This is a genomic window from Neobacillus soli NBRC 102451 (assembly GCF_001591665.1).
Classification (GTDB): domain Bacteria; phylum Bacillota; class Bacilli; order Bacillales; family Cytobacillaceae; genus Neobacillus; species Neobacillus soli.
The window spans coordinates 48,688-74,814 of sequence record NZ_BCVI01000016.1 but is presented as its reverse complement, the minus strand read 5'-3'; the positions used below and the strand labels follow the sequence as shown (position 1 = coordinate 74,814).

Annotated in this window: 19 protein-coding genes, 1 other RNA gene and 1 other annotated feature; of the genes, 3 read left to right on the top strand and 17 right to left on the bottom strand. The window is 41.2% G+C overall.

The window, feature by feature from the left end:
* Window positions 1-15: 15 nt before the first annotated feature.
* From recD2 to cymR, 5 genes are all read right to left on the bottom strand, one after another.
* On the bottom strand, window positions 16-2,427 hold the full coding sequence (gene recD2 / locus BSO02S_RS06015) for an SF1B family DNA helicase RecD2 (protein WP_066063937.1): 2,412 nt from the start codon (window positions 2,425-2,427) through the stop codon (window positions 16-18).
* 32 nt (window positions 2,428-2,459) lie between these two features.
* On the bottom strand, window positions 2,460-3,113 hold the full coding sequence (locus BSO02S_RS06010; protein ID WP_066063934.1) for a tetratricopeptide repeat protein: 654 nt from the start codon (window positions 3,111-3,113) through the stop codon (window positions 2,460-2,462).
* Window positions 3,114-3,414: 301 nt separating this feature from the next.
* Window positions 3,415-4,533: a tRNA 2-thiouridine(34) synthase MnmA gene (mnmA, locus tag BSO02S_RS06005; RefSeq protein WP_142303700.1), complete on the bottom strand. Its 1,119-nt coding sequence runs from the start codon at window positions 4,531-4,533 to the stop codon at window positions 3,415-3,417.
* A 39-nt stretch (window positions 4,534-4,572) separates the two neighbouring features.
* Entirely contained in the window at window positions 4,573-5,715 is a 1,143-nt protein-coding gene (locus BSO02S_RS06000) for a cysteine desulfurase family protein (RefSeq protein WP_066063931.1), read from the bottom strand.
* A gap of 44 nt (window positions 5,716-5,759) precedes the next feature.
* The gene (gene cymR, locus BSO02S_RS05995; protein ID WP_066063926.1) at window positions 5,760-6,179 is read right to left on the bottom strand and encodes a cysteine metabolism transcriptional regulator CymR; all 420 of its coding nucleotides are present in this window, start codon (window positions 6,177-6,179) and stop codon (window positions 5,760-5,762) included.
* 148 nt (window positions 6,180-6,327) lie between these two features.
* Between cymR and BSO02S_RS05990 the strand changes: the two genes are divergently transcribed.
* Window positions 6,328-7,599, top strand: a complete 1,272-nt coding sequence (locus BSO02S_RS05990; protein ID WP_066063923.1) for a replication-associated recombination protein A — start codon at window positions 6,328-6,330, stop codon at window positions 7,597-7,599.
* Between the two features lie 56 nt (window positions 7,600-7,655).
* On the opposite strand, the gene BSO02S_RS05985 is transcribed toward BSO02S_RS05990, so the two are convergent.
* Together BSO02S_RS05985 and BSO02S_RS05980 are read right to left on the bottom strand one after the other, a co-directional pair.
* Window positions 7,656-8,585 (bottom strand): ABC transporter permease, encoded by a 930-nt coding sequence (locus BSO02S_RS05985; protein ID WP_066063920.1) that lies wholly within the window; start codon window positions 8,583-8,585, stop codon window positions 7,656-7,658.
* A complete protein-coding gene (locus tag BSO02S_RS05980) occupies window positions 8,578-9,504 on the bottom strand; it encodes an ABC transporter ATP-binding protein (RefSeq protein ID WP_066063916.1) in 927 nt (308 codons plus the stop codon). The genes BSO02S_RS05985 and BSO02S_RS05980 overlap by 8 nt, the downstream gene beginning before the upstream one ends.
* A 229-nt stretch (window positions 9,505-9,733) precedes the next feature.
* On the opposite strand from BSO02S_RS05980, the gene BSO02S_RS05975 reads away from it, so the two are divergent.
* Entirely contained in the window at window positions 9,734-10,642 is a 909-nt protein-coding gene (locus tag BSO02S_RS05975) for a nuclease-related domain-containing protein (protein WP_066063913.1), read from the top strand.
* 489 nt (window positions 10,643-11,131) lie between these two features.
* On the opposite strand, the gene BSO02S_RS05970 is transcribed toward BSO02S_RS05975, so the two are convergent.
* The 5 genes from BSO02S_RS05970 to BSO02S_RS27465 form a co-directional block, all read right to left on the bottom strand.
* Window positions 11,132-11,899, bottom strand: coding sequence for a tRNA threonylcarbamoyladenosine dehydratase (locus BSO02S_RS05970; protein ID WP_066063910.1), 768 nt, complete (start codon window positions 11,897-11,899; stop codon window positions 11,132-11,134).
* A gap of 157 nt (window positions 11,900-12,056) precedes the next feature.
* Window positions 12,057-12,255: non-coding RNA, 6S RNA (gene ssrS / locus BSO02S_RS05960), on the bottom strand.
* Between the two features lie 67 nt (window positions 12,256-12,322).
* A complete protein-coding gene (aspS, locus tag BSO02S_RS05955; protein WP_066063904.1) occupies window positions 12,323-14,092 on the bottom strand; it encodes an aspartate--tRNA ligase in 1,770 nt (589 codons plus the stop codon).
* A 15-nt stretch (window positions 14,093-14,107) separates the two neighbouring features.
* On the bottom strand, window positions 14,108-15,379 hold the full coding sequence (gene hisS, locus BSO02S_RS05950) for a histidine--tRNA ligase (protein ID WP_066063901.1): 1,272 nt from the start codon (window positions 15,377-15,379) through the stop codon (window positions 14,108-14,110).
* A 159-nt stretch (window positions 15,380-15,538) separates the two neighbouring features.
* Window positions 15,539-15,788, bottom strand: a binding site (T-box leader).
* 61 nt (window positions 15,789-15,849) lie between these two features.
* The gene (locus tag BSO02S_RS27465) at window positions 15,850-16,026 is read right to left on the bottom strand and encodes a hypothetical protein (protein ID WP_169802722.1); all 177 of its coding nucleotides are present in this window, start codon (window positions 16,024-16,026) and stop codon (window positions 15,850-15,852) included.
* A gap of 169 nt (window positions 16,027-16,195) precedes the next feature.
* Here BSO02S_RS27465 and BSO02S_RS05945 point away from each other — a divergent pair, with 169 nt between their 5' ends.
* Entirely contained in the window at window positions 16,196-17,731 is a 1,536-nt protein-coding gene (locus BSO02S_RS05945) for an N-acetylmuramoyl-L-alanine amidase family protein (protein WP_066063899.1), read from the top strand.
* 38 nt (window positions 17,732-17,769) lie between these two features.
* Here BSO02S_RS05945 and dtd read toward each other — a convergent pair whose 3' ends face one another.
* The 5 genes from dtd to secDF all read right to left on the bottom strand — a co-directional run bounded on the left by dtd (window position 17,770) and on the right by secDF (window position 25,995).
* Entirely contained in the window at window positions 17,770-18,213 is a 444-nt protein-coding gene (gene dtd, locus BSO02S_RS05940) for a D-aminoacyl-tRNA deacylase (protein ID WP_066063897.1), read from the bottom strand.
* Window positions 18,214-18,224: 11 nt separating this feature from the next.
* On the bottom strand, window positions 18,225-20,423 hold the full coding sequence (locus BSO02S_RS05935) for a RelA/SpoT family protein (RefSeq protein WP_066063894.1): 2,199 nt from the start codon (window positions 20,421-20,423) through the stop codon (window positions 18,225-18,227).
* Window positions 20,424-20,707: 284 nt separating this feature from the next.
* Window positions 20,708-21,220 (bottom strand): adenine phosphoribosyltransferase, encoded by a 513-nt coding sequence (locus tag BSO02S_RS05930; RefSeq protein ID WP_066063891.1) that lies wholly within the window; start codon window positions 21,218-21,220, stop codon window positions 20,708-20,710.
* A complete protein-coding gene (gene recJ, locus BSO02S_RS05925; protein ID WP_066063888.1) occupies window positions 21,211-23,574 on the bottom strand; it encodes a single-stranded-DNA-specific exonuclease RecJ in 2,364 nt (787 codons plus the stop codon). Before recJ ends, BSO02S_RS05930 begins: the two co-directional genes overlap by 10 nt.
* Before the next feature lie 159 nt (window positions 23,575-23,733).
* Window positions 23,734-25,995: a protein translocase subunit SecDF gene (secDF, locus tag BSO02S_RS05920; protein ID WP_066063886.1), complete on the bottom strand. Its 2,262-nt coding sequence runs from the start codon at window positions 25,993-25,995 to the stop codon at window positions 23,734-23,736.
* Between the last annotated feature and the right edge of the window lie 132 nt (window positions 25,996-26,127).

Below are 26,127 nucleotides of genomic sequence, written 5' to 3'. Positions count from 1 at the left end.
TGAACATTTATAGTTTCAGTCATTTACCATGAAATCATAAGGTGAAACGTTTTCCATTCCTACCAATGGATTAACCTGCATTAATTCGTCCTCATAGGACAACTCCCTGATCGTATTTTCATCTTTAGCGGTGCTCGATTCGACTGGAATTGACTCTTGTAGCTTTTGACATAAAGTTGTTTGCCTGGAAAGTTCGTCAGCTCTTTCAACGCCCATCCGGAGCGCATCCTCTTCCCCGCACAAAATCAATGATTTTTTACTTCTTGTAATCGCCGTATAAATTAAATTTCTCCGTAACATCCGGTAGTAGCTTCTTGTGATCGGAAGGATGACAATCGGAAATTCACTACCCTGCGATTTATGGACGGAGCAACAGTAGGCATGGGTGATTTGATTCAAATCCTGCCTCGTATATTCAACCTCATTGCCTTCAAAGGAAATATAGATCATGTCTTGCTTTTCGGTGTTTTCCTTCGCATAAATAATTGAGATAATTTCCCCTATATCCCCATTAAACACATTGCTTTCCGGCTGATTAACGAGCTGGAGCACCTTATCACCGATGCGATACTTCACATCACCAAAGGCAATTTCCTTCCTTGACCCATTTGGATTTGGATTAAAAATTTCCTGAAGGAGAACATTTAAACGGTCAATCCCAGCTGGTCCTCTGTACATCGGCGCCAACACTTGAATATCCTTGGCCGAATACCCCTTATTTTTTGCGTTTAACGCCACTTTTTCAACTACTTGTGCAACCTGTACGGTTGAACATCTGATAAACGAACGGTCAGCTTGCTTCACGGTAATATCGGCAGGTAAATAACCCTTTTTAATATCATGAGCCAGTTCGATAATAGAAGACCCCTCTGCCTGGCGATAAATATCGGTTAAACGGACGGTCGGAATCCGTTCAGATATCAGCATATCCTTTAAAACCTGCCCAGGTCCGACGGACGGAAGCTGATCCTCATCGCCTACTAAGATTACCTGAATATTTTCAGGAAGAGACTTAAATAATTGATTTGCCAGCCAAATATCAAGCATCGAGGTTTCATCAACAATTAAGATTTTCCCCTCAAGCGGGCTCGCATCGTTACGATCAAATCCTTCAGTCCCATTAAAACCAAGTAACCGGTGAATCGTTACGGCTGGAAGTCCAGTCGACTCACTCATCCTTTTTGCGGCTCGTCCTGTCGGTGCTGCGAGTAAAAAGGGAAAGGGCTCACCCTTTTTGTGGTAATCCTTGGGCTCCAACGAACAACCATGCAATTCAGCATAAAGCTCGACAATCCCTTTGATAACCGTAGTTTTTCCAGTTCCAGGCCCTCCTGTTAAAATAAGCATCGGGGCCATTAATGCGGTTTGAATTGCTTCTCTTTGTGTCGGAGCATATTGGACTCCGAGCCGATCCTCAAGGGCTCCTAACGAGAGTAAAAATTCAGATTCCGGAAATTGTTCCTTGTATTCGGTTTGCTCAAGAATGCGATGGATGTTCGTGACAAGCCCTTTTTCCGCAAAAAATAACGTCGGTAAATAAACACGGTTCTCTTCCCCAATTAATTTGCCCTCTTCTTGGAGCTTAATAACCTCGTTTGACATGTCTATGTATTCAATTTGATCGCGTTTGTTTTCTTCTAAAAGAGCCTTTACTTGCTCTAGTAATTCCTCAGCATATATAAATACATGTCCTGTTTGCATGCTTTCGTTTTCGAGTATGTAGAGACAGGCAGCTTTGATCCGATCGGGATGATTTCCGGAGATACCAAGCTGGTAGCCAAGCTCATCGGCCCGGCCAAAACCGATGCCCTCGATATCTTCCACGAGCTGATACGGATTTTTTTGCATAATATCAAGTGTTTCTTCTTTATATGCTTGATAAATGCGCATCGAAATCTGCGGACCAAAGCCGTATTGATTTAAGGCGACCATCACCTGCTCGAGTCCTTGATGCTCCATCAGCGTATCGTAAAGCATTTTTGCTTTTTCAGGAGGAAGCTTTGGAATGGAATCAAGTATGGATGGCTGATTAAGAATTTTGGAGATAGCATTTTCACCTAAGGTTTCAACGATGCTTTCGGCCGTTTTCTTACCAATCCCTTTAAACATCTCACCCGATAGATAGCCAATAACCCCTTGTTTTGTTTGCGGCATGTCCTTGCGGTAATGAGTGGTGTGAAATTGCACCCCAAACTTAGGATGATCCTTAAATTCACCGTAAAAGATATAGGTTTCCTGTTCATGGATTTTCGGAAAATAGCCAGTGACGACCGCTTCTTTGTCTTCATATTGATGATTTGTTTCATCAATGCGAATCCGTAAAACAGTATATAGGTTTTGTTCATTGTGAAAAATCGTTACAATTGGCCGCCCCTTGACATACTTTCCTTGTTCCGCAAATAAATCAAGTGAATCTTGCTTGTCCATTTCGCCCCCTCCTCTCTGAAAAATAGGAAAAATTAGTGATTGCTTTCAATTAACCTTTTCGCGTGACCGGCAAGCAGATGGTCCGGCTGAATAGCAAGTGCATTATTAAACATTTCAACTGCTTTTGCGACGTTTTCTTTAAAAGCAAAGGAAACACCTAAATTATAATAAGCATCTGAATGTTCCGGGTCTAGCTCGATACATTTTTCAAATTGAAGCATCGATTCATCTATTAATTCTAGTTGTGCGAGACATAAGCCATATTGAAAGCGTGCTTCAGGGTCGTTTTCATTCAACTCGACACTTCTTTGTAAGTAAGGAAGAGCAAATCGGCCTTGTTCTAAAGAAACCAGCGTCAACCCTAACATAAAGTAATTATCACTCGACTCGAGCCCTTTTTTCATAGCTGTTTCAAACATATTTTTCGCTTCACTGAAGAGGTCATTACTAAAGAGTAAATTTCCAATACTATAATAAGCTGCTGCAGCGTTTTCATCTATTTCAATGGCCTTTTGATAAAATTTAAGGGCTTTTTCATCGTCGCCGACGGCAGAAAGAACGTTGCCAAAATTAATATAGGCAATTGGGTCTGTCGGTTTTTCTTCAATGGCTTCATTAAAGGCCTTCGCAGCCTCTTCCCAGTTGCCTTCCTGCATGAATTGAACACCTAATTGGTTTTTGTCCATTATTTCAACTCCAATCCTATGAGAAATTATATCATATTTCATTTAAAGATGACTTCAATGAAAGGTATGGTTTGCCTATCCGTGTTTTTTTCGGGGGATTCCGCCAACATTTGGATTAATTCCGCCAATTTGAGCTTTTATTCCGCCAAACTCCTTAATAAAATTTCGCCAAGTTTCACTTTAATTCCGCCAACTTCTCCGTTTATTCCGCCAAATAAGATTTCCAAGGTTAAACTGGCCGACTCGGGGCGGGGGATTCCGATTAAAAAACCCCGACTCCAGTTTTGGAATCAGGGCAATTTTATCCAACATACGTTAATCGTTTACCATTTTTGTAGACCATGTCAATCGTTCCTCCGCCAAGACATTCATCGCCGTTGTAAAAAACAACCGCTTGTCCCGGAGTAATGGCACGAATCGGTTCATGGAAAACGACCTCAACTTGAGCGTCTTCCAACAGACGAACCGTCACTTTATGATCTTCCTGGCGGTAACGGAATTTAGCCGTACATTCAAATTCTGCAGGCTTTTCTTGGTTCGATACCCAGCTAACATTAACTCCGGTAATCGAGTCAGAATAAAGTTTTTCATGTTCAAAGCCTTGTCCGACATAGAGGACATTTCTTTCTAAATCCTTACCAATCGCAAACCAAGGTTCACCTGCGCCGCCAATCCCTAAGCCATGGCGCTGGCCAATCGTATGATACATCAAGCCTTCATGCTTACCTTTAACTTCCCCGTCAAATGTTTCCATATTTCCTGGCTGGGCGGGAAGATACTGACCTAAAAAGTCTTTAAAATTTCGTTCCCCAATGAAACAGATACCCGTACTATCCTTCTTTGCTGCGGTCGCAAGATTTGCTTCTTTCGCAATCTCCCGCACTCTAGGTTTTTCAAGATTACCAATCGGGAACATGACCTTGCTTAGCTGTTCTTGCGTCAACTGGTTCAAGAAATAGGTTTGGTCCTTATTCTCGTCTAAACCACGAAGCATTTTGTATTCCCCGTCACGAAACTCCACTTGGGCATAGTGACCGGTGGCAAGATAGTCCGCCCCCAAATTAACGGCATGCTCTAAAAATGCCTTAAATTTAATTTCTTTATTACACATAACATCCGGATTCGGTGTCCTGCCAGCTTTATATTCCTCTAGGAAATAGGTAAATACCTTGTCCCAATATTGCTTTTCAAAATTAACGGCATAATAAGGAATGCCAATTTGATTACAAACACGGATTACGTCGTTATAGTCTTCTGTAGCGGTACATACACCATTATCGTCGGTATCATCCCAGTTTTTCATAAAAATACCGATAACGTCATAGCCTTGCTGCTTTAATAACAACGCTGCTACTGATGAATCAACACCACCTGACATCCCGACAACAACCCGTGTATTTTTCGGATCTTTTCGTTCCAACGTTTTTCACCTCTCTTAATACTGTAAATCGTAACAAATTTATTTTTTCAAGCGAGAAACAACACGAGCCGTTTCTTCCGCCGCCTTGATTACTTCTTCTTCTGTCGTATTATAACCAAAACTGAACCGAATGGAATTAATCAATCGCTCTGATTGGTTACCAAACATGGCCACAAGGACATGGGAAGGTTCAATCGAACCCGCTGTGCAGGCTGAACCGCTCGACACAGCTATTCCTGCTAAATCCAGATTCACGAGCATTGCTTCCACACTTGTGCCGGGAAAGCTTAAGTTTAATACATGTGGAAGCGAATATTCAAGCAATCCGTTTATTTCAAACTCAACATCTAGTTCCCGAAGCCTTTGCAGTAAAGCAGTCCTAAATCCAAAAAACTTTTCTCTTTTGGCAGACCGTTCTTCAGTTGCGACCAAAACCGCCTCTTGAAATCCGGCAATCGAAGCGATATTTTCGGTCCCGGCCCGCCGTTTTCTTTCTTGATCCCCGCCGAAGGAACGGGGGGAAAGTTTTACATTTGATCTTGCATAAAGGAAACCCGTTCCTTTTGGGCCATTCAATTTATGAGCTGAAACTGATAATAAATCGATGAAACTGTCATTGACATTAATTTTTTCCACCCCATATGCCTGAACCGCATCGGTATGAAATTTGGCCTGATGGTCCTTTAACAGCTGTCCAATTTCCGTAATCGGTTGAATCGTCCCTACCTCGTTGTTCCCAAACATGATTGACACCAATATGGTATCTTCCCTTAGGGCAGCACGGAGTTCATCCATAGAAATCCGCCCTGTTTCATCGACGGGCAAATAGGTGACCTCAAAACCAATTTTTTCTAACTTTTTGCAAGCATGAAGAACAGCATGGTGTTCCACTTGCGATGTAATGATATGCTTACCATTATCCTGATAGCTTTCGGCAACCCCAAATAATGCCATATTATCTGCTTCCGTTCCGCCGCTTGTAAAAATTATCTCATTTTCCTTTGCGCCAATACTGCCTGCTAATGCCCCCCGAGCTACATCCATCCGATGACGTGCATCTCTTCCAAAAGAATGGATGCTTGATGGATTTCCAAAAGTGGAATTCATCACTTCGAGCATTTTTTCAATAACCTTTGGATGCATCGGAGTTGTTGCGGCATGGTCGAGATAGATTCGTTCCATATTTACACCTCAATCAAAATAATTCTCTATTATTACCGTTTACTTTAAATATAAAACATATAACCTTCCATATCACGGTCATCGCTGTGATTAGCTAAATCCTCTAGTGTTGTATTGTCTAAGACATCCTTAATCGCATCGCGGATACGGATCCATAGCTCCCGCTTGGCCGGTTCTTCATCTTCAATACCTTCCACAGGTGTAATCGGTCCTTCCAAGACACGAATCACATCGCCTGCAGTAATCTTCGCGGGAACATCTGTTAGAACATAACCGCCATATGCCCCCCTAATGCTTCTTACTAATCCTGCATTTCGTAATGGGGCAATCAATTGCTCTAAATAATGTTCCGATAAATCGTTTGCCTGAGCAATCGTTTTTAACGAAGTCGGGCCTTCACCATGTTTCTTGGCAAGTTCAATCATGATTGTAAGACCGTAACGTCCTTTGGTTGAAATTTTCATCTATTAGCACCTCTATTTCATATATAAACACAAAAAATTCTCAGTAAATTGATAGGCTTTAGAAATTATACCATATTCCTCTTTAATATGCTTTTTCAATGAAAAATGGTATGTTTATAATTAGCGAAGTTTGTTTGGAGAGATGATTATGCAGCAAAAACCATTAGCATTTCGAATGCGTCCTCGAACAATTGAAGAAGTCGTTGGCCAGCAGCATCTGGTTGGTGACGGAAAAATAATTGCCAGAATGGTGAAAGCCAAACAGCTGACATCGATGATTTTGTATGGACCGCCTGGTATTGGCAAAACCTCGATTGCCAGTGCGATTGCCGGCAGCACGAAATATGCCTTTCGGACGCTGAACGCGGTTACAAATAATAAAAAAGATATGGAAATTGTCGCTGCTGAGGCGAAAATGTCCGGGAAAGTAATTCTGCTTCTTGATGAGGTCCATCGTTTAGATAAAGCGAAGCAAGACTTTTTACTTCCTTTTTTGGAAAACGGGATGATTGTATTAATTGGAGCAACGACAAGCAATCCCTATCATGCGATTAATCCGGCAATTCGCAGCCGCTGTCAGATTTTCGAGCTAAAACCGCTAGCGCCTGATGAAGTAAAGCAGGCCTTACTACATGCCCTTGAAGATGAAGAACGCGGTTTTGGAAAAATAAAGGTCGAGATTGCAGATGAGGCCTTACTGCATTTTGCACAAGGCTCAAATGGAGATGTTAGAAGTTCCTTGAACGCCCTGGAACTAGCGGTACTATCAACCGATAAAAATGATCGCGGTGTTATTAATATTGATGTTGATACCGCCGAAGAATGTTTACAAAAGAAAAGCTTGGTTGCCGATAAGGACGGGGATGGGCATTATGATGTCCTCTCAGCCTTCCAGAAATCGATACGCGGCAGTGATGTCAATGCAGCCCTCCACTATCTTGGCAGATTAATTGAGGCAGGAGATTTAGTAAGTATAAGCCGCAGACTGATTGTGATTGCTTATGAAGATGTCGGATTGGCTAACCCCCAAGCCGGAGCACGCACATTGGCGGCAATTGAAACGGCGGAAAGAATCGGGTTTCCAGAGGCGAGGATTCCGCTTGCGAATGCCGTTATTGAATTATGCCTCTCGCCTAAGTCTAATTCTGCCGTTATAGCGATTCAGGCTGCACTGGATGATATTCAAAAAGGCATTGTCGGCGAAATACCCGACCATTTACGTGATGCTCACTATAAAGGAGCAAAAGAGCTTGGCAGAGGGATTGGTTACTTATATCCTCATGACTATGAAAATGGCTGGGTGCCGCAGCAGTATTTACCGGACAAATTAAAAAACAAACAATACTATCAACCGAAAAAAACAGGCAAATTTGAGCAGGCATTAGCCAGCGTTTATGAAAAGCTAACCCGTAAAAGGTAAATTAAGGTGTCAGAAACCATGTGAAATTTTCACATGGTGCCTGACACCTTTTTTTATTAAGCAGCTACGTCTCGCTTTTTGAAAATAAAGAAGGCTAAGAATTGGAAAATCGCAAAGTAAATCAAGAGCATAATGATTGAGAACGACATGGTCATCCCTTCCAACATTGGCGTACCTTCAAAGTATAGTGATAAATTCGTATTGGCAAACAAGATATATTTTGCCCAGCTAAATTTCATGGCTAACAGGGTCGTAAATGTAGCACCAGTAAATAATAGAAAGATTGATAAGCCAATCGCAAGTGAACTATTCCGAAAAACGGAGGAAATCATGAATGCCATTGTAGCAAGCATAATCGTGTCAATTGAACTTAACCCATAATAAATTAATAGATGGACAACAATATTTTGCTCTGTCACCTGGCCATTATAATAATTCAAATAGGGAACGGCTTTGTCTGGCATTCCAAACAGGATGGCACCAAGTATCGCTGAGAAAACAAACAAAATGCCCAGCATCAACAAGGCAAACAGCAATATCGTCAAATACTTTGAAGCTAAAATTTTACTGCGGTTTATCGGTCGTATCAGTAATAACTTAATCGTTCCCCAATTGAATTCGCTCGCGACAATTCCCGCCGAAATGATAATTGTAAATAATCCGGCTAAGATGATCAGCTGTGATGTATCTTTAACAAATGACCAAACATGATATTTTTCTTTTGGTGGAATATGATGCTTAATCCGATATTCATTGATGGCGATTTCTTTCTTGAAATCCATCTTGGTTTGCTCCATCTGCTTCTCTAAGGCGAGATTTTCCTGCCGTAATGTTTGCTCCCAGTTTGGATCAGCCTTGAAATCCTGCTCCTGATATTTAGAAAGAATTCCAACAAGTGCCGTGATTACGATAAGTATCGCAATCATGACGTAGGTTCCAGGCCGTTTGAAGATTTTCATCCATTCATTTTTTAGTAAGTTAACCATGCTGCGCTGCCCCCTTTTCCGCTGTCACTTCAAGGAAGCGATCTTCTAAAGTTTTTGCCACTTCTTTTATTCCAAAAATTTGAATTTCATTAGCGACAAATGTTTTGACCAGATTTGGTATTTCTTCTTTTGGAAGCTCAACAGAGATTCCATTCCTGGACAGGTTTGCCCGGACATTTGGATAGTTGGTTTTAATAAGTGACAAAGCGCTTTCGCTTGGGACAACTTCCAACTCATATGTCACTTCCGTGTTATGTACAAATTCCTTCATATGTTGAACATCGATTAAACGCCCATTTTGAATGATCCCGATTCTGTCGCACATCATTTCCATTTCGGAAAGCAAATGACTGGAAACAATTACTGCCATATTCTTTTCACGTGCCAGCAGACGGACATAGTCGCGGATTTCTCTTATTCCCGCAGGGTCTAATCCATTCGTAGGCTCATCAAGGATTAGCACCGCTGGGTCATGTAAAAGACACTGGGCTAAGCCTAATCGCTGCCTCATCCCTAACGAGTATGTTTTTACCTTGTCATTAATGCGCTCCGTTAATCCAACAAGTTCAATCGTTTCGGTAATTTTCTCCTTGGTGATTCCTTTTGACATTCTTGCATAATGGACAAGGTTTTGGTAGCCCGTCAAAAATTTGTACATTTCCGGGTTCTCAACAATCGCACCGACATGACCTACTGCATCTTCAAACTGGGTTTTAATACTCGCCCCGCCAATGGTAATGTCCCCAGATGTAATCCCCATTAGCCCGACAATCATTCGGATGGTTGTCGTCTTCCCGGCACCATTAGGACCAAGAAAACCGAAGACCTCGCCTTTATTCACCTGGAAGCTAATATTGTCTATAATAGTTCTTCCTTTAATTACCTTTGTTACATTTTTTAATTCTACGATTGTTTCCAAAGTCTCTCTCCTCTCAATAAGTCCCAACTAAGTTTACATCAAAGTTGAAAAATTTTCCTTCATAATTATAACCTTTTGATTTGTTTTTATAAAACGGCTGAAGGTGGAATCATGGCTACGTCTGAGGACTGAGGAAATTGTTAACGAAATATTCATATATTTCCTTAAAATACGACAAATTTTTCTATAAAATTAATTTAGAACTTAACAATCTGGGAGGAAGTGGGCCATGCCTTTAAAACCACGTTCGGAGTCAAAGGAATTAATAATTATGAGATTTTTAAACACACGGATGGTTTTATCAACAAAAGATAAAAAGCGTTATTCAAACCTTGAAAAAGGTTATCAGGGTGAAGTGAGGTTTGATCAATTAACCGCGAACCTCCAAAATGATTTGTATATTATAAATGATCTGTGCCTTGAGTTTAACAACTCTGAATTTCAAATCGATACCTTAATCATTTCTCAAGAAACGATTTATCCTTTTGAAGTAAAAAACTATGAGGGCGCTTATTATTATGAATCAGAAAGTTTCTATTCTAAGTTAACTAAGGAAGAAATAAAGAATCCATTGGATCAATTAAAACGCAGTAGTTCGCTTCTCCGTCCGTTACTTAAAAAGCTCGGTATTTTTTTACCCATTGAAGGACAGGTTGTCTTTGTAAACCCTGGATTCACTTTATACCAAGCCCCCCTAAACGCGCCGATTATTTATCCAACTCAGCTTATTACCCATATGGGAAAGTTAAACAAGACACCGTCAAAATTAAATAGCCGCCACAAAAAGCTAGCCGACCAATTAATCTCGATGCATCAAAGTGAATCACGATATTCGCAATTTCCATCCTATAAGTATGAACAACTGAAAAAGGGGTTAACTTGTTCGGGATGTCACTCGTTTGCGATTCTTGTCGGGGAAAAGAAATTAGTGTGTGAAAAATGTGGGTGCGAGGAAGATATCGAATCAGCTGTTTTACGGAGTGTGAAGGAATTAAAGCTTCTTTTTCCAGATAGAAAAATCACCACAAATGGTATTTATGAATGGTGTAATGTGATTGCGTCTAAGAAGATAATTAGAAGGATTCTAATGGCAAACCTTACATCAGTAGGGATGAGACACCTTAGGTATTTTGTTTGAAATTTTGATTTACATGTGGATAATTTCTTAAAGTGACTCCTTAAGCTCTCTTATTCCTTTTTCCGAGAGAACTCTATTTTCTGCTTTTCGGTAAATAGAAGCCCCATCCTTTTACCGAGAGAGCTCTCTTTTCCGCCTTTCGGTAAATGGAACCCCCTTCCTTTTACCGAGAGAGCTCTCTTTTCCGCTTTTCGGTAAATAGAGCACTCTTCCTTTTACCGAGAGAGCTCTCTTTTCTGCTTTTCGGTAAATGGAGCACCCATCCTTTTACCGAGGAAGCTCTCTTTTCTGCTTTTCGGTAAATGGAGCACTCTTCCTTTTACCGAAAGGGTGTGTTTTCCACTCGTTTATGTCAATTGGAACTTGGTTCATTTCTTGCAGAATAAATATTCTAGTCTCAATCACAAAAAACCTCTCGTATGCCCTTCGCCCGATGAAAACATATTTAGAAAAACCCTAAACTTATAAAGTCCAGGGCTCCCACAATTTCTATTTCTCATCCGAAACACGGTAAATCTTAATATCCTTCAGTAACTCTATAACCACATAGCTCGCCATGATTAACCCGGCAGCCGATGGCACAAAAGCATTCGATGCTGGGGGCATCTGCGCTTTACGAATAGCGGCATTTTCGTTACCCACCTCTTTGCGAACATCTTCACGAATTACAATTGGGCTTTCATCGGAAAAAACAACAGGAATACCTTTATGGATTCGTTCCTTACGCAATTTTGTGCGGATGACCTTTGCAATCGGATCCGTATGGGTTTTTGAAATATCGGCAATTTTAAAACGGGTTGGATCCATTTTATTGGCCGCACCCATGCTCGAAATGATCGGGATATTTCTTTTTAAACATTCCTTCATCAAATGGATTTTATAAACAATCGTATCAGAGGCGTCCACGACAAAATCCAATTTATGATCGAAAATTTCTTCATAGGTTTCTTCCGTATAAAACATTTTTAAAGAGATGACTTCACAATCTGGATTAATATCCTTAATCCGCTCTTCCATGATTTCAACCTTTGGTCTGCCGACTGTTGAAAGCAGGGCAATCAGCTGGCGGTTGATGTTTGTGATATCCACATCGTCTTTATCTATTAAGATTAAGCGGCCCACTCCTGAACGAGCAAGTGCTTCAGCCGCAAATGATCCAACACCGCCGATTCCTAAGACAGCAACGGTGCTATTTTTCATGATATCTAGGCCTTCTTTGCCAACGGCAAGTTCGTTACGAGAAAATTGATGCAGCATGATGTTCACTCCAATTTATTAAATTCTTACGTTTCTTTTTCCCGATTAAAAATATATCATACACGCCATTAAAAACAAGCAGCTTTATAGGAATAATACAATTAACAGCAAAATAAAACCTCCAGCCAAAGCCAGGAGGTTGATTTTTAAAATAGAAAAGAGTCCCAATCATGCCGTCGCTCATAATTCCAAAGTTTTGAGCCCGCTACTTTCGCAGGGGGGTGTCCTATTCCTGGTATTGTAAGTCCCCTTACCCGTAAAAGGGTGGGGCATTTACGCAATCAGGAAACCCTGGACTCCCAATAAATCATGTTCGGTCAAAACTTCAGATAACACAACGTACATTTCAGGACTCTTCTTTGATTGACTTAATAATAGCATATTAAAAAACTCAAATCAAGGTTTCATGAAAGCGAATTCTTGTTATTTTTTAACATTTAGTGACAAGTTTAATTCCTTTAATTGTGCTTCAGAAACCTCGCCTGGCGCGTTCGTTAACAAGCAGCTTGCACTTGCGGTTTTTGGAAATGCAATCGTATCCCGAAGGTTGGTGCTTCCGGCAAGGAGCATAACCAAACGGTCAAGACCGAGGGCGATTCCTCCGTGTGGCGGAGTGCCATATTCAAACGCATTCATAAGGAAACCGAACTGTTCTTTGGCTTCCTCAGGTGAAAACCCAAGAATACTAAACATTTTTTCTTGAATAGGACGTTCAAAAATCCTGAGTGATCCGCCGCCAAGCTCATAGCCATTTAAAACAAGGTCATAGGCTTGAGCCCGAACCCGGCCAGGGTCTGAATCTAAGTATTCAAGGTCTTCCCTAAACGGCATTGTAAACGGGTGATGGGCAGCGTAATAACGACCTTCTTCCTCGTCATATTCCAGCAAAGGCCAGTCCGTAACCCATAAGAAATTGAACAAGCTTTGGTCGATTAGATTTAACTCTTTAGCAAGCTTTTGGCGAAGTGCCCCTAAGGCATCGGCGACAACACCTTTTTTGTCAGCAACAAACAGAAGCAAATCCCCTTCTGATGCTTCAAGAGTAGCCTTGAGTCCTTGTCCATCTTCCTCGGAGAAAAATTTCGCAATTGGACCTTTCAAGCCTTCCGCATCCACTTTGAGCCATGCAAGACCCTTTGCCCCATAGACAGCAACAAACTCTGTCAAGGCATCAATATCTTTACGGGAGTACTTGTCAGCAGCACCTTTTACATTCAGCGCTTTCACTTGACCACCGCCAGCAACTGCCGCTGCAAACACTTTAAAGCCTGAATCCTTGACGATTTCAGAAAGGTCAACAAGCTCCAAACCAAAACGAGTATCTGGTTTATCAGAACCGTAACGGCTCATCGCTTCGTCGTAGGTCATCCGCGGGAAAGCAGCAGGAACCTCTACCCCTTTTACTTCCTTCATCAAACCATTCATCATTTTTTCCATCATTGCCATGATATCTTCTTGGCTTAAAAAGCTTGTCTCGATATCAATTTGCGTAAATTCAGGCTGACGGTCGGCACGTAAATCCTCATCACGGAAACAACGGGCAATTTGATAATAACGTTCAATACCACCAACCATAAGCAGCTGTTTAAAAAGCTGTGGTGATTGCGGCAGTGCGTAGAACTCACCTGGATGGACACGGCTTGGAACTAAATAATCGCGCGCTCCTTCTGGAGTGCTTTTTGTTAAAATAGGTGTTTCGATATCTAAAAAGCCTTCACCATCGAGAAAATCCCTAATTTGCTTCGTCACTTGGTGACGCATTTTTAAGGTTTCAAAAATAACCGGGCGACGGAAATCTAAGTAACGATATTTTAAGCGCACATCCTCTGAAGCATCTGTTTTATCAGAAATCATAAATGGTGGTGTTTTTGCTTCATTAATAATCGTTACTTTTTCCGCCTGGACTTCAATTTTCCCTGTTTTTAGGTTCTCATTGATGGTTGAAGCGTCACGGGCAACAACGGTTCCAACAATATCAAGCACAAATTCATTGCGAATTTTTTCAGCCGTTTGCAGTGCTTCCATTGATAAATCGGGATTAAAAACTACCTGAACAATTCCTGACCGGTCACGCAAATCGATAAAAATCAATCCGCCCAGGTCACGTCGTTTTTGAACCCAGCCTTTCAATGTTACCTTTTCACCAACAGAGGACTCTGGAACTTCCCCGCAAAAATATGATCTGCCAAACATCTATTTAACCTCCCCTTATCCCTGTAACTCTTGAAATTGTTTAATAAATGAACCTAAATCGATTTCGACTTGTTCACCTGTAGCCATATTTTTCACATTGATTTTATTATTATTAAGCTCTTCATCGCCAAGAACAGCGACATACTTTGCTTTCAGACGATCGGCGGCTTTAAATTGCCCTTTAATTTTTCGATCCAAATAATCTCTTTCTGCTGAAAAACCTGCCATACGCAGCTGCTGCAACAATCCGACGGAGTAATCCTTCGCTTCGTCCCCAAGGGCAGCTAAGTAGCAATCAATGCCTTCATTGATTTCAAGCTCAACACCCTCTGCGTTAAGTGCAGCAATAAAACGTTCAATACTTAAGGCAAAGCCGATTCCAGGTGTTTCAGGACCGCCAATTTCTTCCGCTAGCCCGTTATAACGGCCGCCGCCGCATAAGGTGGTAATCGCACCGAATCCTTCCGCATCACTCATAATTTCAAAGGCGGTGTGATTATAATAATCCAAGCCGCGCACTAAATTGGCATCCACTTCAAAGGGAATATCAAGCCCAGTTAAATACTGCTGTAATTTTTCAAAATAGGTTTTAGAATAATCATTCAAAAAATCAAGAATCGATGGCGCGGATGCCATTAATTCGTGGTCACGATCCTGCTTACAATCGAGGATTCGTAACGGATTTTTTTCGAGACGGTTTTGACAATCATGGCAAAACTCGCCGATTCTCGGTTTAAAGTGATTGACTAACGCTTCCCGGTGAGCAGTTCTGCTCTCCTTGTCACCAAGACTGTTAATAATCAGCTTCAGCTTCTTTAAGCCCATTTCTTTGTACAAGTTCATCGCTAACGAAATGACTTCAGCATCAATGGCCGGGTCATTACTTCCTAATGCTTCGACTCCAAATTGGACAAACTGGCGGAAGCGCCCTGCCTGCGGCCGTTCATAGCGGAACATTGGCCCCATATAATAAAGCTTGACAGGCTGGTTGGCATAGCCAAACATTTTCTTTTCAACAAACGAGCGAACAACAGCAGCCGTTCCTTCAGGTCTAAGCGTAAGACTTCGCTGCCCCCGGTCCTCAAAGGTGTACATTTCTTTTTGGACAATATCGGTGGTATCGCCTACTCCTCTTGAAAAAAGATCGGTGTGTTCAAAAATCGGGGTCCTAATTTCTTTGTATTGATAGTTCTCACAAAGCTCGCGCGCTTTAGCCTCAATCAGCTGCCACTTTTCAACCTCTCCAGGTAAAATATCCTGCGTGCCTCTGGGAATACTTATTGACATGGTGGAATTCCTCCTCTTTTCAAAATCCTTTATGTAAATACTTCTAAAAAATAGATATAACTTTTAACTTCGAACACTGCCTAGCTCCAGCGGCTAGCGGGCATCGCGCTAAGGAAGCTTCCGCTTTAAAAACAAAAAACTCCCATCCCTTGTATAAATACAAGGGACGAGAGTTTTCATAATCCCGCGGTGCCACCCTAGTTGAAGCGCCTTGAAACCCGAATTCAAGTGCACTCCCTCTTTAACAGTTAACGCCTGCAACGTTCTTCTCCTACTAAAGCGGGGCTTTTTCAGAGAGAAGCCTACGGAGTGTTCATTCATTAAGATCCATGTAGAAATGCTTTCAGCTGAGGCATTTCCTCTCTTTTCATGGTTTTGCTTAATTACTATGCTCCATCAATGGTTATATCCGAATATTTCATTTTATTTTATTAATAATACGGAGCATCCCCGCTAATGTCAAGCGCGATTTATGATCTCTCCATTTGTTTTTTTAACTTTCTGACATCCCCGATTGATAATCCAAATTCAGATGCCAGCTCAAACGAAGTAGCATGCTGTTCTTTTTGCATAAAATCATGAAAATCAACGCCGAATAGCCGTCCGTCCATGGATTGGACGCTCATTCCTTTTTCACTCGCTCTCATTCCTAATCACCTCAACCCTTCTTCAATATGATTTATTATTTCCACCAATACTGAAAAACTTGCATGAAAGATGAGGATTCTTTAGATTTTTTGGTCAATTTTAGCAATTTAGGAATGATTTTCAGCAATTTTTAAGCTAAAATGAAATTAATAGTAAAGGAGGGTGTTAATGGCCAAAAGGTTTAGTTTACTACTATTATCTATTATTCTAATTTCCGGAGTCTTCCTGCCTCAAGGAAAAAGTAGTGCGGCGGCAGGTTCGATTACGATTTCCACGGATTTTGTTAATGTACGCGGCGGCCCTGGCTTAAGCTACCCCCTTGTAAAAATAGCAAAACGGGGAGAAAAGTATCCGATTGTCCAAGAAAATAATGATTGGATCCAGATTCAATTATCATTTGGTAAGACAGGCTGGGTAGTTAATTGGCTTGTTACAAAGGATGAGGAGTCAAAAACTGTCGCTCCTTCGTCATCTGCCTCTAATCAAACAAGCGCAGGTGTCGTGAATGGCGATACCTTGAACGTTCGAAGCGAACCATCATCATCTAGCCCTGTGATTGGAAAACTAATAAACGGGACTGCCGTGACGATTTTTTCCAAACAAAATAGTTGGATGGAAATTGGTTTCTCAAATCTAAAAGGGTGGGTCAATTCTGAGTTTATTGACAGCCAAACCGGGCCGACAAAGGACATCCCTAAGAAAGATTCCAACAGTGTTAACGGAACAGTAACCGCCAATAGTCTTAGTGTCCGTTCAAGCCCATCGTTAAATTCAACCATCGTTGGAACTGTAAATATGGGACAAACTTTCACCATTTTGGAAGAGCGTAATAATTGGGCAAAAATAGAATACAAGTCTGGTAGTTTCGGATGGATTGCCGGATGGTATCTTGAAAAAACAACAGCAGTATCCCCCTCTGGACAGGCTGTGAAGGAAAGTACCGTTACCATCTTACATAACGGCACAAATATCCGAACAGGACCGAATGTACAATCAGCTGTCGCGCTCAGGGCTAACGCGGGAGATACCTTTTCTGTTATAAGGATCGTGAATGACTGGTATGAACTAAAGCTGGAGAATGGAGAAATAGGGTATGCTGCCGGCTGGATTGTATCTATTAACGGCACGAATGCACAGATAGAGAAGTCAGGACCCAAAGAATATCTTAAAAATAAAACCATCGTTCTTGACCCAGGACATGGCGGTGCGGATAACGGGACAACAGGTGTAACCGGAACATTAGAGAAGGAGCTGACACTTCGGACAGCGCAGCTTTTGTATGATAAATTAAGCGCTGCTGGTGCACATGTCTATCTGACGAGAAATAATGATTCGTATTTACCTTTGCCATCCCGTGTAAATGCAGCCAGTTCTATCAATGCGGATGCCTTTATCAGCCTGCATTATGACAGTAATTTAGATCGAAGCATCCGTGGAATGACTGGCTACTATTATTATTCCTATCAGAAATCACTTGCTGATACTCTTTTTGCTTCAACAATTGGGCAAACGAAATTGAATAGCCGCGGCGTTCGCTTTGGTGATTTTCATGTGATTCGAGAAAATAGCCAAAAAGCAGTCCTAATGGAGCTTGGCTATTTAAGTAATCCACAAGAGGAAATTACCTTAAATAGCAGCACCTTTCAAGAAAATGCAGCTTCCGGCTTATTCGATGGACTAGCTAGGTATTTTAAGGTGAATTAGCAAAAAGGCTTGGCACGCAATTCGTGTGCCAAGCCTTTTTATCCCTTGCTCTCTAGAATAATTGTCACTGGCCCGTCATTGGTCAGTTCGACATCCATCATCGCACCGAACCTGCCTGTTTCAACCCGGATACCTTTTTCACGCAGTATCATGTTAAAAGCCTCATAAAGTTGAAGCGCCTGCTCGGGGCGGGCCGCTTCCATGAAGTTTGGCCTTCTCCCTTTTCGGCAATCCCCATAAAGGGTAAATTGAGAAACGGAAAGAATTTCACCGCCAACATCCAATAAAGATAAATTCATCTTTTCATCAGCATCCTCAAAGATACGTAAATTAGCGATTTTATCGGCTAAGTATGCCGCATCTTCTTCCTTGTCCTCATGTGTGACCCCAACAAGCAGGACAAGTCCTTTTGATATTTGTCCAGTTACTTCCCCGGCGACGGTTACTCTAGCCTGTTTACTTCGTTGAACAACTACACGCATGTTGAAACTCCTTAATTCATTATTCGGCGGACAGAATAAATATCCGGAATTTGTTTAATCCGTTCGACAACTTTCTGCAAATGACTCACATTGTGAATCGCAATTGACATGCTAATCGTTGCCATTTTATTACGATCGGATTTCCCTGAGACAGCAGAAATATTTGTTTTCGTTTCATTTACGGCTTGAAGTACTTCATTCAGCAGCCCTCTTCGATCATACCCGCTAATTTCAATATCGACATTATACTCTTTACGATCATTTAAAGACGATTCCCACTCAACCGGAATTAATCGTGTTTGGGCATCGTTCGAATCGATGTTCGTACAGTCGGAACGATGAACGGAAACACCGCGTCCCTTTGTAATAAAGCCAACGATTTCATCACCTGGAACCGGATTACAGCATCTGGATAACCGAATTAATAAATTATCGATTCCGGATACACGCACACCTGATTCGCGCTTTTTCGTGGACGGAAAGGTTTTTAAATCGGTAATGGCGTTGGTAATGCTTGCACTTTGCTCACTATCCCGCTTTTTGCGCCATTTCTCGGTCAACCGATTTGCGACCTGCAGCGCTGTCACACCATTATAACCAACTGCCGCATACATATCTTCATCACTAGAGAAATTAAATTTTTCACAAACCTTTTTCAGATTATCGGCTGTTAAAATTTCTTTTATATCAAAATCCATGCTTTTGATTTCTTTTTCAACCAACTCTTTGCCTTTATCGACATTTTCATCGCGGCGCTGCTTCTTAAAGAAGGCCCGAATCTTGTTTTTCGCCTGTGAGGTTTGGGCAAGCTTCAACCAATCCTGGCTTGGGCCGTAGGAATGTTTCGATGTAAGAATTTCAATGATATCGCCCGTCTTTAGGGTGTAATCAAGCGTGACCATTTTCCCGTTCACTTTGGCCCCGATTGTTTTGTTACCTATTTCCGAGTGGATTCGATAGGCAAAATCAATCGGAACAGAGCCGGATGGCAATTCGATGACATCACCCTTTGGGGTAAATATGAAAACCATATCGGAAAATAGGTCAATTTTCAATGACTCCATAAATTCCTCCGCATTGGCGGTATCATTTTGGAACTCAAGGATTTCTCTGAACCATGTCAATTTCTGTTCGAAGGAGGTGCTTTCACTAATTGCTTCTTTGCCCTCTTTATATGCCCAGTGCGCCGCTACCCCGAATTCAGCAATCCGGTGCATTTCATTGGTTCTAATCTGGACCTCAAGCGGGTCGCCCTTCGGTCCAATTACCGTTGTATGCAGGGATTGATACATATTCGGCTTCGGCATCGCAATATAGTCCTTGAAGCGGCCTGGCATAGGCTTCCAGCACGTGTGAATGATCCCAAGCACCGCATAGCAATCTTTAATACTGTTGACAACAATACGGACGGCAAGTAAATCATAAATTTCACTGAACTGCTTATTTTGCAAAGCCATTTTTCGATAAATGCTATAAATATGCTTTGGCCGGCCCGACAACTCTGCTTTAATGGATACTTCACCCATTCGGTCCTTCACTTCTTTGATAACATCCTCAAGGTATTGCTCACGTTCCGCACGCTTCTTTTTCATTAAGTTAACAATTCGGTAATATTGCTGCGGATTTAGATACCTTAATGCTGTATCTTCCAGCTCCCATTTAATCTTAGATATACCAAGACGATGTGCTAATGGGGCAAAAATTTCAAGTGTTTCATTTGAAATCCGGCGCTGTTTTTCGACAGGAAGATGTTTCAGTGTCCGCATATTATGCAGACGGTCAGCAAGCTTAATCAGAATAACCCGGATATCCTGGGCCATTGCCACGAACATCTTTCTGTGGTTTTCCGCCTGTTGTTCCTCGTGCGATTTATATTTAATTTTCCCTAATTTGGTTACGCCGTCGACAAGCATCGCCACTTCACTGTTAAAAGTATCCTCTATATCCTGTAAGGATACATTCGTATCTTCAACGACGTCATGGAGAAAACCAGCAGCGACCGTTGCAGGATCCATCTCCAAGTCAGCTAATATTCCTGCAACCTGAATGGGATGAATAATGTATGGTTCTCCTGATTTTCTATATTGTTCACGGTGAGCATGCTTTGCGAATTCGTATGCTTTTACAACTAATTCAACATGCTCCTCATTTAAGTAGTTCCGCGTCTTGTCGATGACCTGCTCGGCTGTTAACACTTGATCATTCGCCATGAAATCACCTTTATTTTCATCTCATTTTATTATATAAATGTCCCATTCCCAAAAAGCGTTCCTAAATTAGAATGATTGTTACTATTATCGAGAAAAATAGCGAAGATGTAAAGAGAATGTGAGTTTTTTTCTGCAAATTAAGAAATTAGTGTCGAAAAATATCTTTTTACTATGATACTTGTCCAGCTCCCAGCAACTAGTGGACTTTGCTAAACGGGCGCTTCCGCTTTTCTTTTTATACAAAGAGAGCACCCGCCTTTCAGGTGCCCTCGAACATGATCAATTTAGTAATGCATCAATGTTAAAATATCATAACCATTTAGCTTGTTTCTGCCTTCCAAATAGCCTAACTCCACAAGGAAAGCGATACCAGCTACGACACCGCCGAGGGACTCAACTAATTGAATGGTTGCTTCAATCGTACCGCCTGTAGCTAACAAGTCATCGGTAATTAATACGCGTTGGCCTGGTTGAATAGCATCTTTATGAATGGTTAGGACATCTTGTCCATATTCAAGTCCATAGCTAACTTTAATCGTTTCTCTCGGAAGTTTCCCTTCTTTACGGACTGGGGCAAAGCCTAATCCTAAAGAATAAGCAACGGGACAGCCAATAATAAAGCCGCGGGCTTCAGGTCCCACGATGATATCAATTTGTTTCTCTTTGGCATAGGAAACAATTTGGTCCGTTGCATATTTATATGCTTCACCATTATTCATTAATGGGGTAATATCTTTAAATTTAATTCCCTGTTTAGGGTAATCAGGTACAATGGTGATAAATTGCTTTAAGTCCATTCTGTAATTGCCTCCTCAGTTTCAACCGACTCTTGAATAACTTGATCGAACCAGCCTTTTAATTCCTGAAAGGACGAAAACAATAAATCCTTTTCAAGAGAATATTGTGCTTGTTTTATTTGAAAGGTTCGCGAGTCTGTTAAGTCACGCTTTTGCGCTCCTGTTTTCAAAGTAATAAATCCATTGTTTATTGTAACAAAATCCAGGTCAGAAAACACCTTTGACATAAATTTAATTGTTTCCGGCGACCAGCCGCGATGTTTGGCAATCTCATCGCCATGACGTTTAAGGTCAATTGGACCCTTTTTTAAAAGAAACGCATAAAACCATTTAAAGTGGTCTCGCGTCGGAATCGTGCTGAAGAAATCACTGGATTCTTTATAAAAATAAGCATAAATCCGCGCTGGCTGCTTCCCTTTAAATAACACCTTAAGCAACTCTTTCGACGATGGAAAATCAACTAAGACAATATTCTCCTTCTCACTATTGAAGGCTTTTGCCTCTTCTACAGTTTGAATAAGAATCGTCTCACCGATCTGATTCGTGTTAATTTTTTCAAGATAATCCTTGTTAAAAATAATGAATTTCCTGTTTTCTGCCTGTACAGTATTGGCAATCGCGTTGATTCGTGTTTGCCCGCGATAATCAAATAATTGCCACGTGTCGACAGCGATATCATGGATAAAAATTTGTGGTTTCCGTTTATTGTTCCATTCATTAATAGATAATTCTCCAATTAATGAAATTTTTGATGCGGGTGAAATCTGATCCACCAATGGGCCTAAACCAAAGCCTACTCCATCAAGATTGGCACCATTTCCATTAACTAATATCTTTAAATGATTTTGGGCACTGCCAATTTTTTTAATCGTAGCAATATCAACCATATTTATTAATACTTTTGGCTTGGGATTATCAATTCCAAAAGGAGAAAGTAAACTCATTTCATCTAAGGAAGAAAGTGTTACGTTTTCAAGTTGAATTTCCTCATCTAGAAAGGTGACCGGAATAAAATCCTCTTCCTTAAGCTGTTCATTCGCAAGCATATTTAATCTCGATCGTAGCTCGGCAACGTTTTCTAAGTTCAAGGTCATCCCGGCCGCCATTGGATGTCCGCCAAAGTGAGGCAGAATGTCACGGCAAGTCGATAAATTTTTAAAAAGGTCAAATCCGGCAATGCTCCGGGCAGAGCCCTTTGCCACACCTTTTTCCGGGTCAAAGTTAAGGACAATCGTTGGACGGTAGTATTTTTCAACAAGCCTCGATGCAACAATCCCAATGACACCGGCATTCCAGCCTTCTTTGCCGATGACAAGCACTTTATTGGAGTCAATCGGGAAGTTTTTTTCAACCTCTTCTATTGCCTCAAGCGTAATCGCATTGACAATTGACTGCCTTGATTTATTCAGGGCATCCATTTCCGCTGCCAAGCTCTCTGCTTCCAAAGGATCCTCAGTCAAAATAAGCTGAACAGCCAGATCAGCATCCTCTAATCGGCCGACGGCATTAATCCTTGGTGCAAGTGTAAATCCGATTGTTTCTTCATTTATAGACATCGGGTCGACCCCGGCCAATTTTAGGATAGCTTTAAGGCCAATATTTTTCGTTACTTTCATCATTTCCAGGCCCTTTTTCGCAATTAAACGATTTTCGCCTTTCAATGATACTAAATCGGCAATCGTCCCAATCACTGCAATTTCTAACAAGTGCTCTGGCACTTCACCATACAAGGCATGGGCTAATTTAAAGGCGACCCCTACCCCTGCCAACTCCCGAAACGGATAAATGCTATCGGGCAGCTTTGGGTGAATAATCGCAAGTGCTTCTGGTAAAACCGGTCCTGGTTCATGGTGATCAGTAATAATTAAATCAACGCCAAGCTCCTTGGCTATCGATGCTTCATGTATAGCTGAAATTCCTGTATCGACGGTAATGATCAATTTGATTCCATTTTCCGCGGCATGGCGGAACGCGGTCTCATTCGGACCATAACCTTCTGTAAAGCGATTAGGGATATAAAATTGTACGTTAGCCCCTAATTCACGAAGGGTAATCATTAAAACGGAAGTACTGCTTACCCCATCTGCATCATAATCTCCGAAAATAAGAATGGGTTCTTTCCTTTCGATGGCTTGATGAATTCTCTTAACCGCTAAATCCATCCCTTTAAAAAGAAATGGGTCGTGAAACTCTTCCTTCCCAAATAAAAAAGACCGTGCAGAACGGACGGTATCTATGCCGCGGTTGACAAGCAATGCTGCGACAAAAGGTGTAATTTTCAATTCACTTTCGAGCATTTTGACAAGTTGTTCATCAGATTTACGAACAATCCATCTTGTTTTCGACTTCAACATGCGTACATTCACCCCTCAGACCTTATTATTATACAGGAGTAGAAGACAGCTTTCAATCATAAAGATAACTCGGCAATTGACGTAGGCAGAGGCAGAGACGTAATGCACTTTCTTATTAGCTAAAGAAAAACCGCAGAAGATCTGCGGTTTTTGGAAAAATTATACCTGTGGTTGATCCGAATATTTTTTCTTTTCTTTCTCGGTTTTAATAACGCCTTTCTTTTTAAGCTCCCGTGTCTTCATTACATACCAAAGCGGTCCTGCAATACAGATGGATGAATAGACCCCAACCATTAAGCCGACAAACAAGGCAATTGAGAAGTTGCGAATCGATTCACCACCGAAGATGATCAGACAAACAACTGTAATTAATACGGTTAAAACGGTATTAATCGAACGAGTCAATGTTTGACGGATACTTACATTCAATACTTCGGCAATATCGGCATCTGTTTTAAGCCGTTTTTTCTTGTGCATATTTTCGCGCATCCGGTCAAAGGTAACAATTGTATCGTTAATCGAATAACCAACAATCGTCAAGACGGCGGCAATAAAGGTTAAGTCTACTTCAAGTCTTGTAATACTGAAGAAAGCCACCATAAAGAACGCATCATGCAGCAAGGAAACAATCGCAGCAATGGCCATCGACAATTCAAAGCGAATACTTACATAAATAATAATCCCAATAGAGGCAATCAAAAGCGCGTAAAACGCATTTTTCGCCATCTCTTTCCCGATTGTCGGTGAAACCGTACTGATGCTTGGTTCTGAACCAAATTTCTTATCAAACGCTGATTTTAATTTAGCAATTTCATTTTTATTCAGCACATCAACAAATCGTACGGCTGCCCTTTCCTTTTTGTCGCCAGAAATGACAATATCATCTGTATTTAAATCAAACTTTTTAAATTCCTGTTTCACTTCTTCAGCGGTTAACGGGGACTTAGATAAAATTTCTACCCGTGTGCCTTTTGAAAAGTCAATCGCTAAGTTCAAACGTAAGACAATCAGAATCACTAAACCGGCTACAATTAGGATCCCAGAAATTGCGAAAAATTTCTTTCTATGTTTCACAAAATCAAGCTTATCGAAACGAGTAGGAAGGTCTAAGGTATCAACATTATCAGCGATGTTTCTAATATCAGCTTGTTTGACACCAAACCAGCTTGGTTTCTTTTTAAAGATATCACTGTGGACCCAAAGTCCTAATAAGAAACGGGAACCGTAAACGGCCGTTAAAAAGCTCATTAAGATACTAACGATTAACATCGTCGCAAACCCTTTAACAGAGCTTGTTCCATAAAAGAAAAGTACACCCGCCGTTAGCATGGTTGTTAAGTTAGAGTCAAGAATCGATGTAAACGCATTTTTCTCACCAGCTGCGAAGGCTGATTTAATCGATTTACCGACTTTAAGTTCTTCCCTAATCCGTTCATAGGTGATGATGTTGGCATCGACGGCCATACCGACCCCGAGGATAATCGCGGCAATCCCCGGCAAGGTCAGGACCCCATTCATCCAATCAAAAATTAATAAAACTAGATAAATATAAATCGATAACGTAACGGTAGCGATAAATCCAGGAAAACGATAGTAGAAAAGCATAAACAGATAAATGATGGCGACACCGATGATTCCTGCTAGAATCGTATCATTTAACGCTTGTTCCCCAAATTTCGCCCCTACAGAAGTGGAGTAGACTTCCTTAAGCTTTACCGGTAAAGCCCCGGCATTTAACAGCGAAGCCAAAGTGCTCGCTTCCTTTGCTGTGAAACTGCCGACAATGGAAACCGTATCCTGATTAAATATTTGTTTTACCGTTGGAGCAGATAAATATTTAGGATTCGGTTTTACTGCCTCATTTTTGAAAGAGTCTTTTCCTTCTTCGAAATCAAGCCAAATGACAAGGACATTTGGGTTAGAATTCATAATGGTTTCTGAGACCTTACGGAATTTACTAGCGCTGTTTAATGTTAATGAAACGCTTGGGGATCCATTTTCATCAAAGGTTTGCTTGGCTCCCCCCTGCTTTAGGTCTTTTCCACCCATCATGATTTTATCATTAGCATCACGGAAGGTAAGATTTGCCTGAGTAGACAAAATTTCACGGGCCTTGTTTTGGTCCGTAACCCCGGCAAGCTGCACGCGGATCCGGTTATTCCCTTCAATTTGAATGTTCGGTTCACTTACCCCAAGGGCATTGACCCGCTTATCGAGTGCTTCAGCCGTATTGGTCAATACCTTTTTGTCAATCTTTTGACCTTTTTCCGCTGGCTTAACTTCGTACAAAACTTCAAATCCGCCTTGGAGGTCAAGTCCCAGTTTAATATTGTTTAAGATGTTCTTTGCTGTTGCTCCCATTGTGCTGCCTATGATTAGGACCACAAGAAAGAAAGCAATAATCCTGCTACGCTTTACCATTATGTATTGTTCCTCCTTAGTACATGTGCATCAGCACTTTTACGTATAAGTCCTCTAAAAATAATTAAAAAGTCATGCTTTCATTATGAAATAAGTTAGATTAGCTGTCAATTTAAATAGGGAATTTTGTCA

Excerpts from the sequence above, each read along its gene's own strand:
- recD2 (WP_066063937.1), bottom strand. The coding sequence starts at position 2,427 with ATGGACAAGCAAGATTCACTTGATTTATTTGCGGAACAAGGAAAGTAT.
- BSO02S_RS06010 (WP_066063934.1), bottom strand. The coding sequence starts at position 3,113 with ATGGACAAAAACCAATTAGGTGTTCAATTCATGCAGGAAGGCAACTGG.
- BSO02S_RS06000 (WP_066063931.1), bottom strand. The coding sequence starts at position 5,715 with ATGGAACGAATCTATCTCGACCATGCCGCAACAACTCCGATGCATCCA.
- cymR (WP_066063926.1), bottom strand. The coding sequence starts at position 6,179 with ATGAAAATTTCAACCAAAGGACGTTACGGTCTTACAATCATGATTGAA.
- BSO02S_RS05990 (WP_066063923.1), top strand. The coding sequence starts at position 6,328 with ATGCAGCAAAAACCATTAGCATTTCGAATGCGTCCTCGAACAATTGAA.
- BSO02S_RS05985 (WP_066063920.1), bottom strand. The coding sequence starts at position 8,585 with ATGGTTAACTTACTAAAAAATGAATGGATGAAAATCTTCAAACGGCCT.
- BSO02S_RS05975 (WP_066063913.1), top strand. The coding sequence starts at position 9,734 with ATGCCTTTAAAACCACGTTCGGAGTCAAAGGAATTAATAATTATGAGA.
- BSO02S_RS05970 (WP_066063910.1), bottom strand. The coding sequence starts at position 11,899 with ATGCTGCATCAATTTTCTCGTAACGAACTTGCCGTTGGCAAAGAAGGC.
- aspS (WP_066063904.1), bottom strand. The coding sequence starts at position 14,092 with ATGTTTGGCAGATCATATTTTTGCGGGGAAGTTCCAGAGTCCTCTGTT.
- hisS (WP_066063901.1), bottom strand. The coding sequence starts at position 15,379 with ATGTCAATAAGTATTCCCAGAGGCACGCAGGATATTTTACCTGGAGAG.
- BSO02S_RS27465 (WP_169802722.1), bottom strand. The coding sequence starts at position 16,026 with ATGAGAGCGAGTGAAAAAGGAATGAGCGTCCAATCCATGGACGGACGG.
- BSO02S_RS05945 (WP_066063899.1), top strand. The coding sequence starts at position 16,196 with ATGGCCAAAAGGTTTAGTTTACTACTATTATCTATTATTCTAATTTCC.
- dtd (WP_066063897.1), bottom strand. The coding sequence starts at position 18,213 with ATGCGTGTAGTTGTTCAACGAAGTAAACAGGCTAGAGTAACCGTCGCC.
- BSO02S_RS05935 (WP_066063894.1), bottom strand. The coding sequence starts at position 20,423 with ATGGCGAATGATCAAGTGTTAACAGCCGAGCAGGTCATCGACAAGACG.
- BSO02S_RS05930 (WP_066063891.1), bottom strand. The coding sequence starts at position 21,220 with ATGGACTTAAAGCAATTTATCACCATTGTACCTGATTACCCTAAACAG.
- recJ (WP_066063888.1), bottom strand. The coding sequence starts at position 23,574 with ATGTTGAAGTCGAAAACAAGATGGATTGTTCGTAAATCTGATGAACAA.
- secDF (WP_066063886.1), bottom strand. The coding sequence starts at position 25,995 with ATGGTAAAGCGTAGCAGGATTATTGCTTTCTTTCTTGTGGTCCTAATC.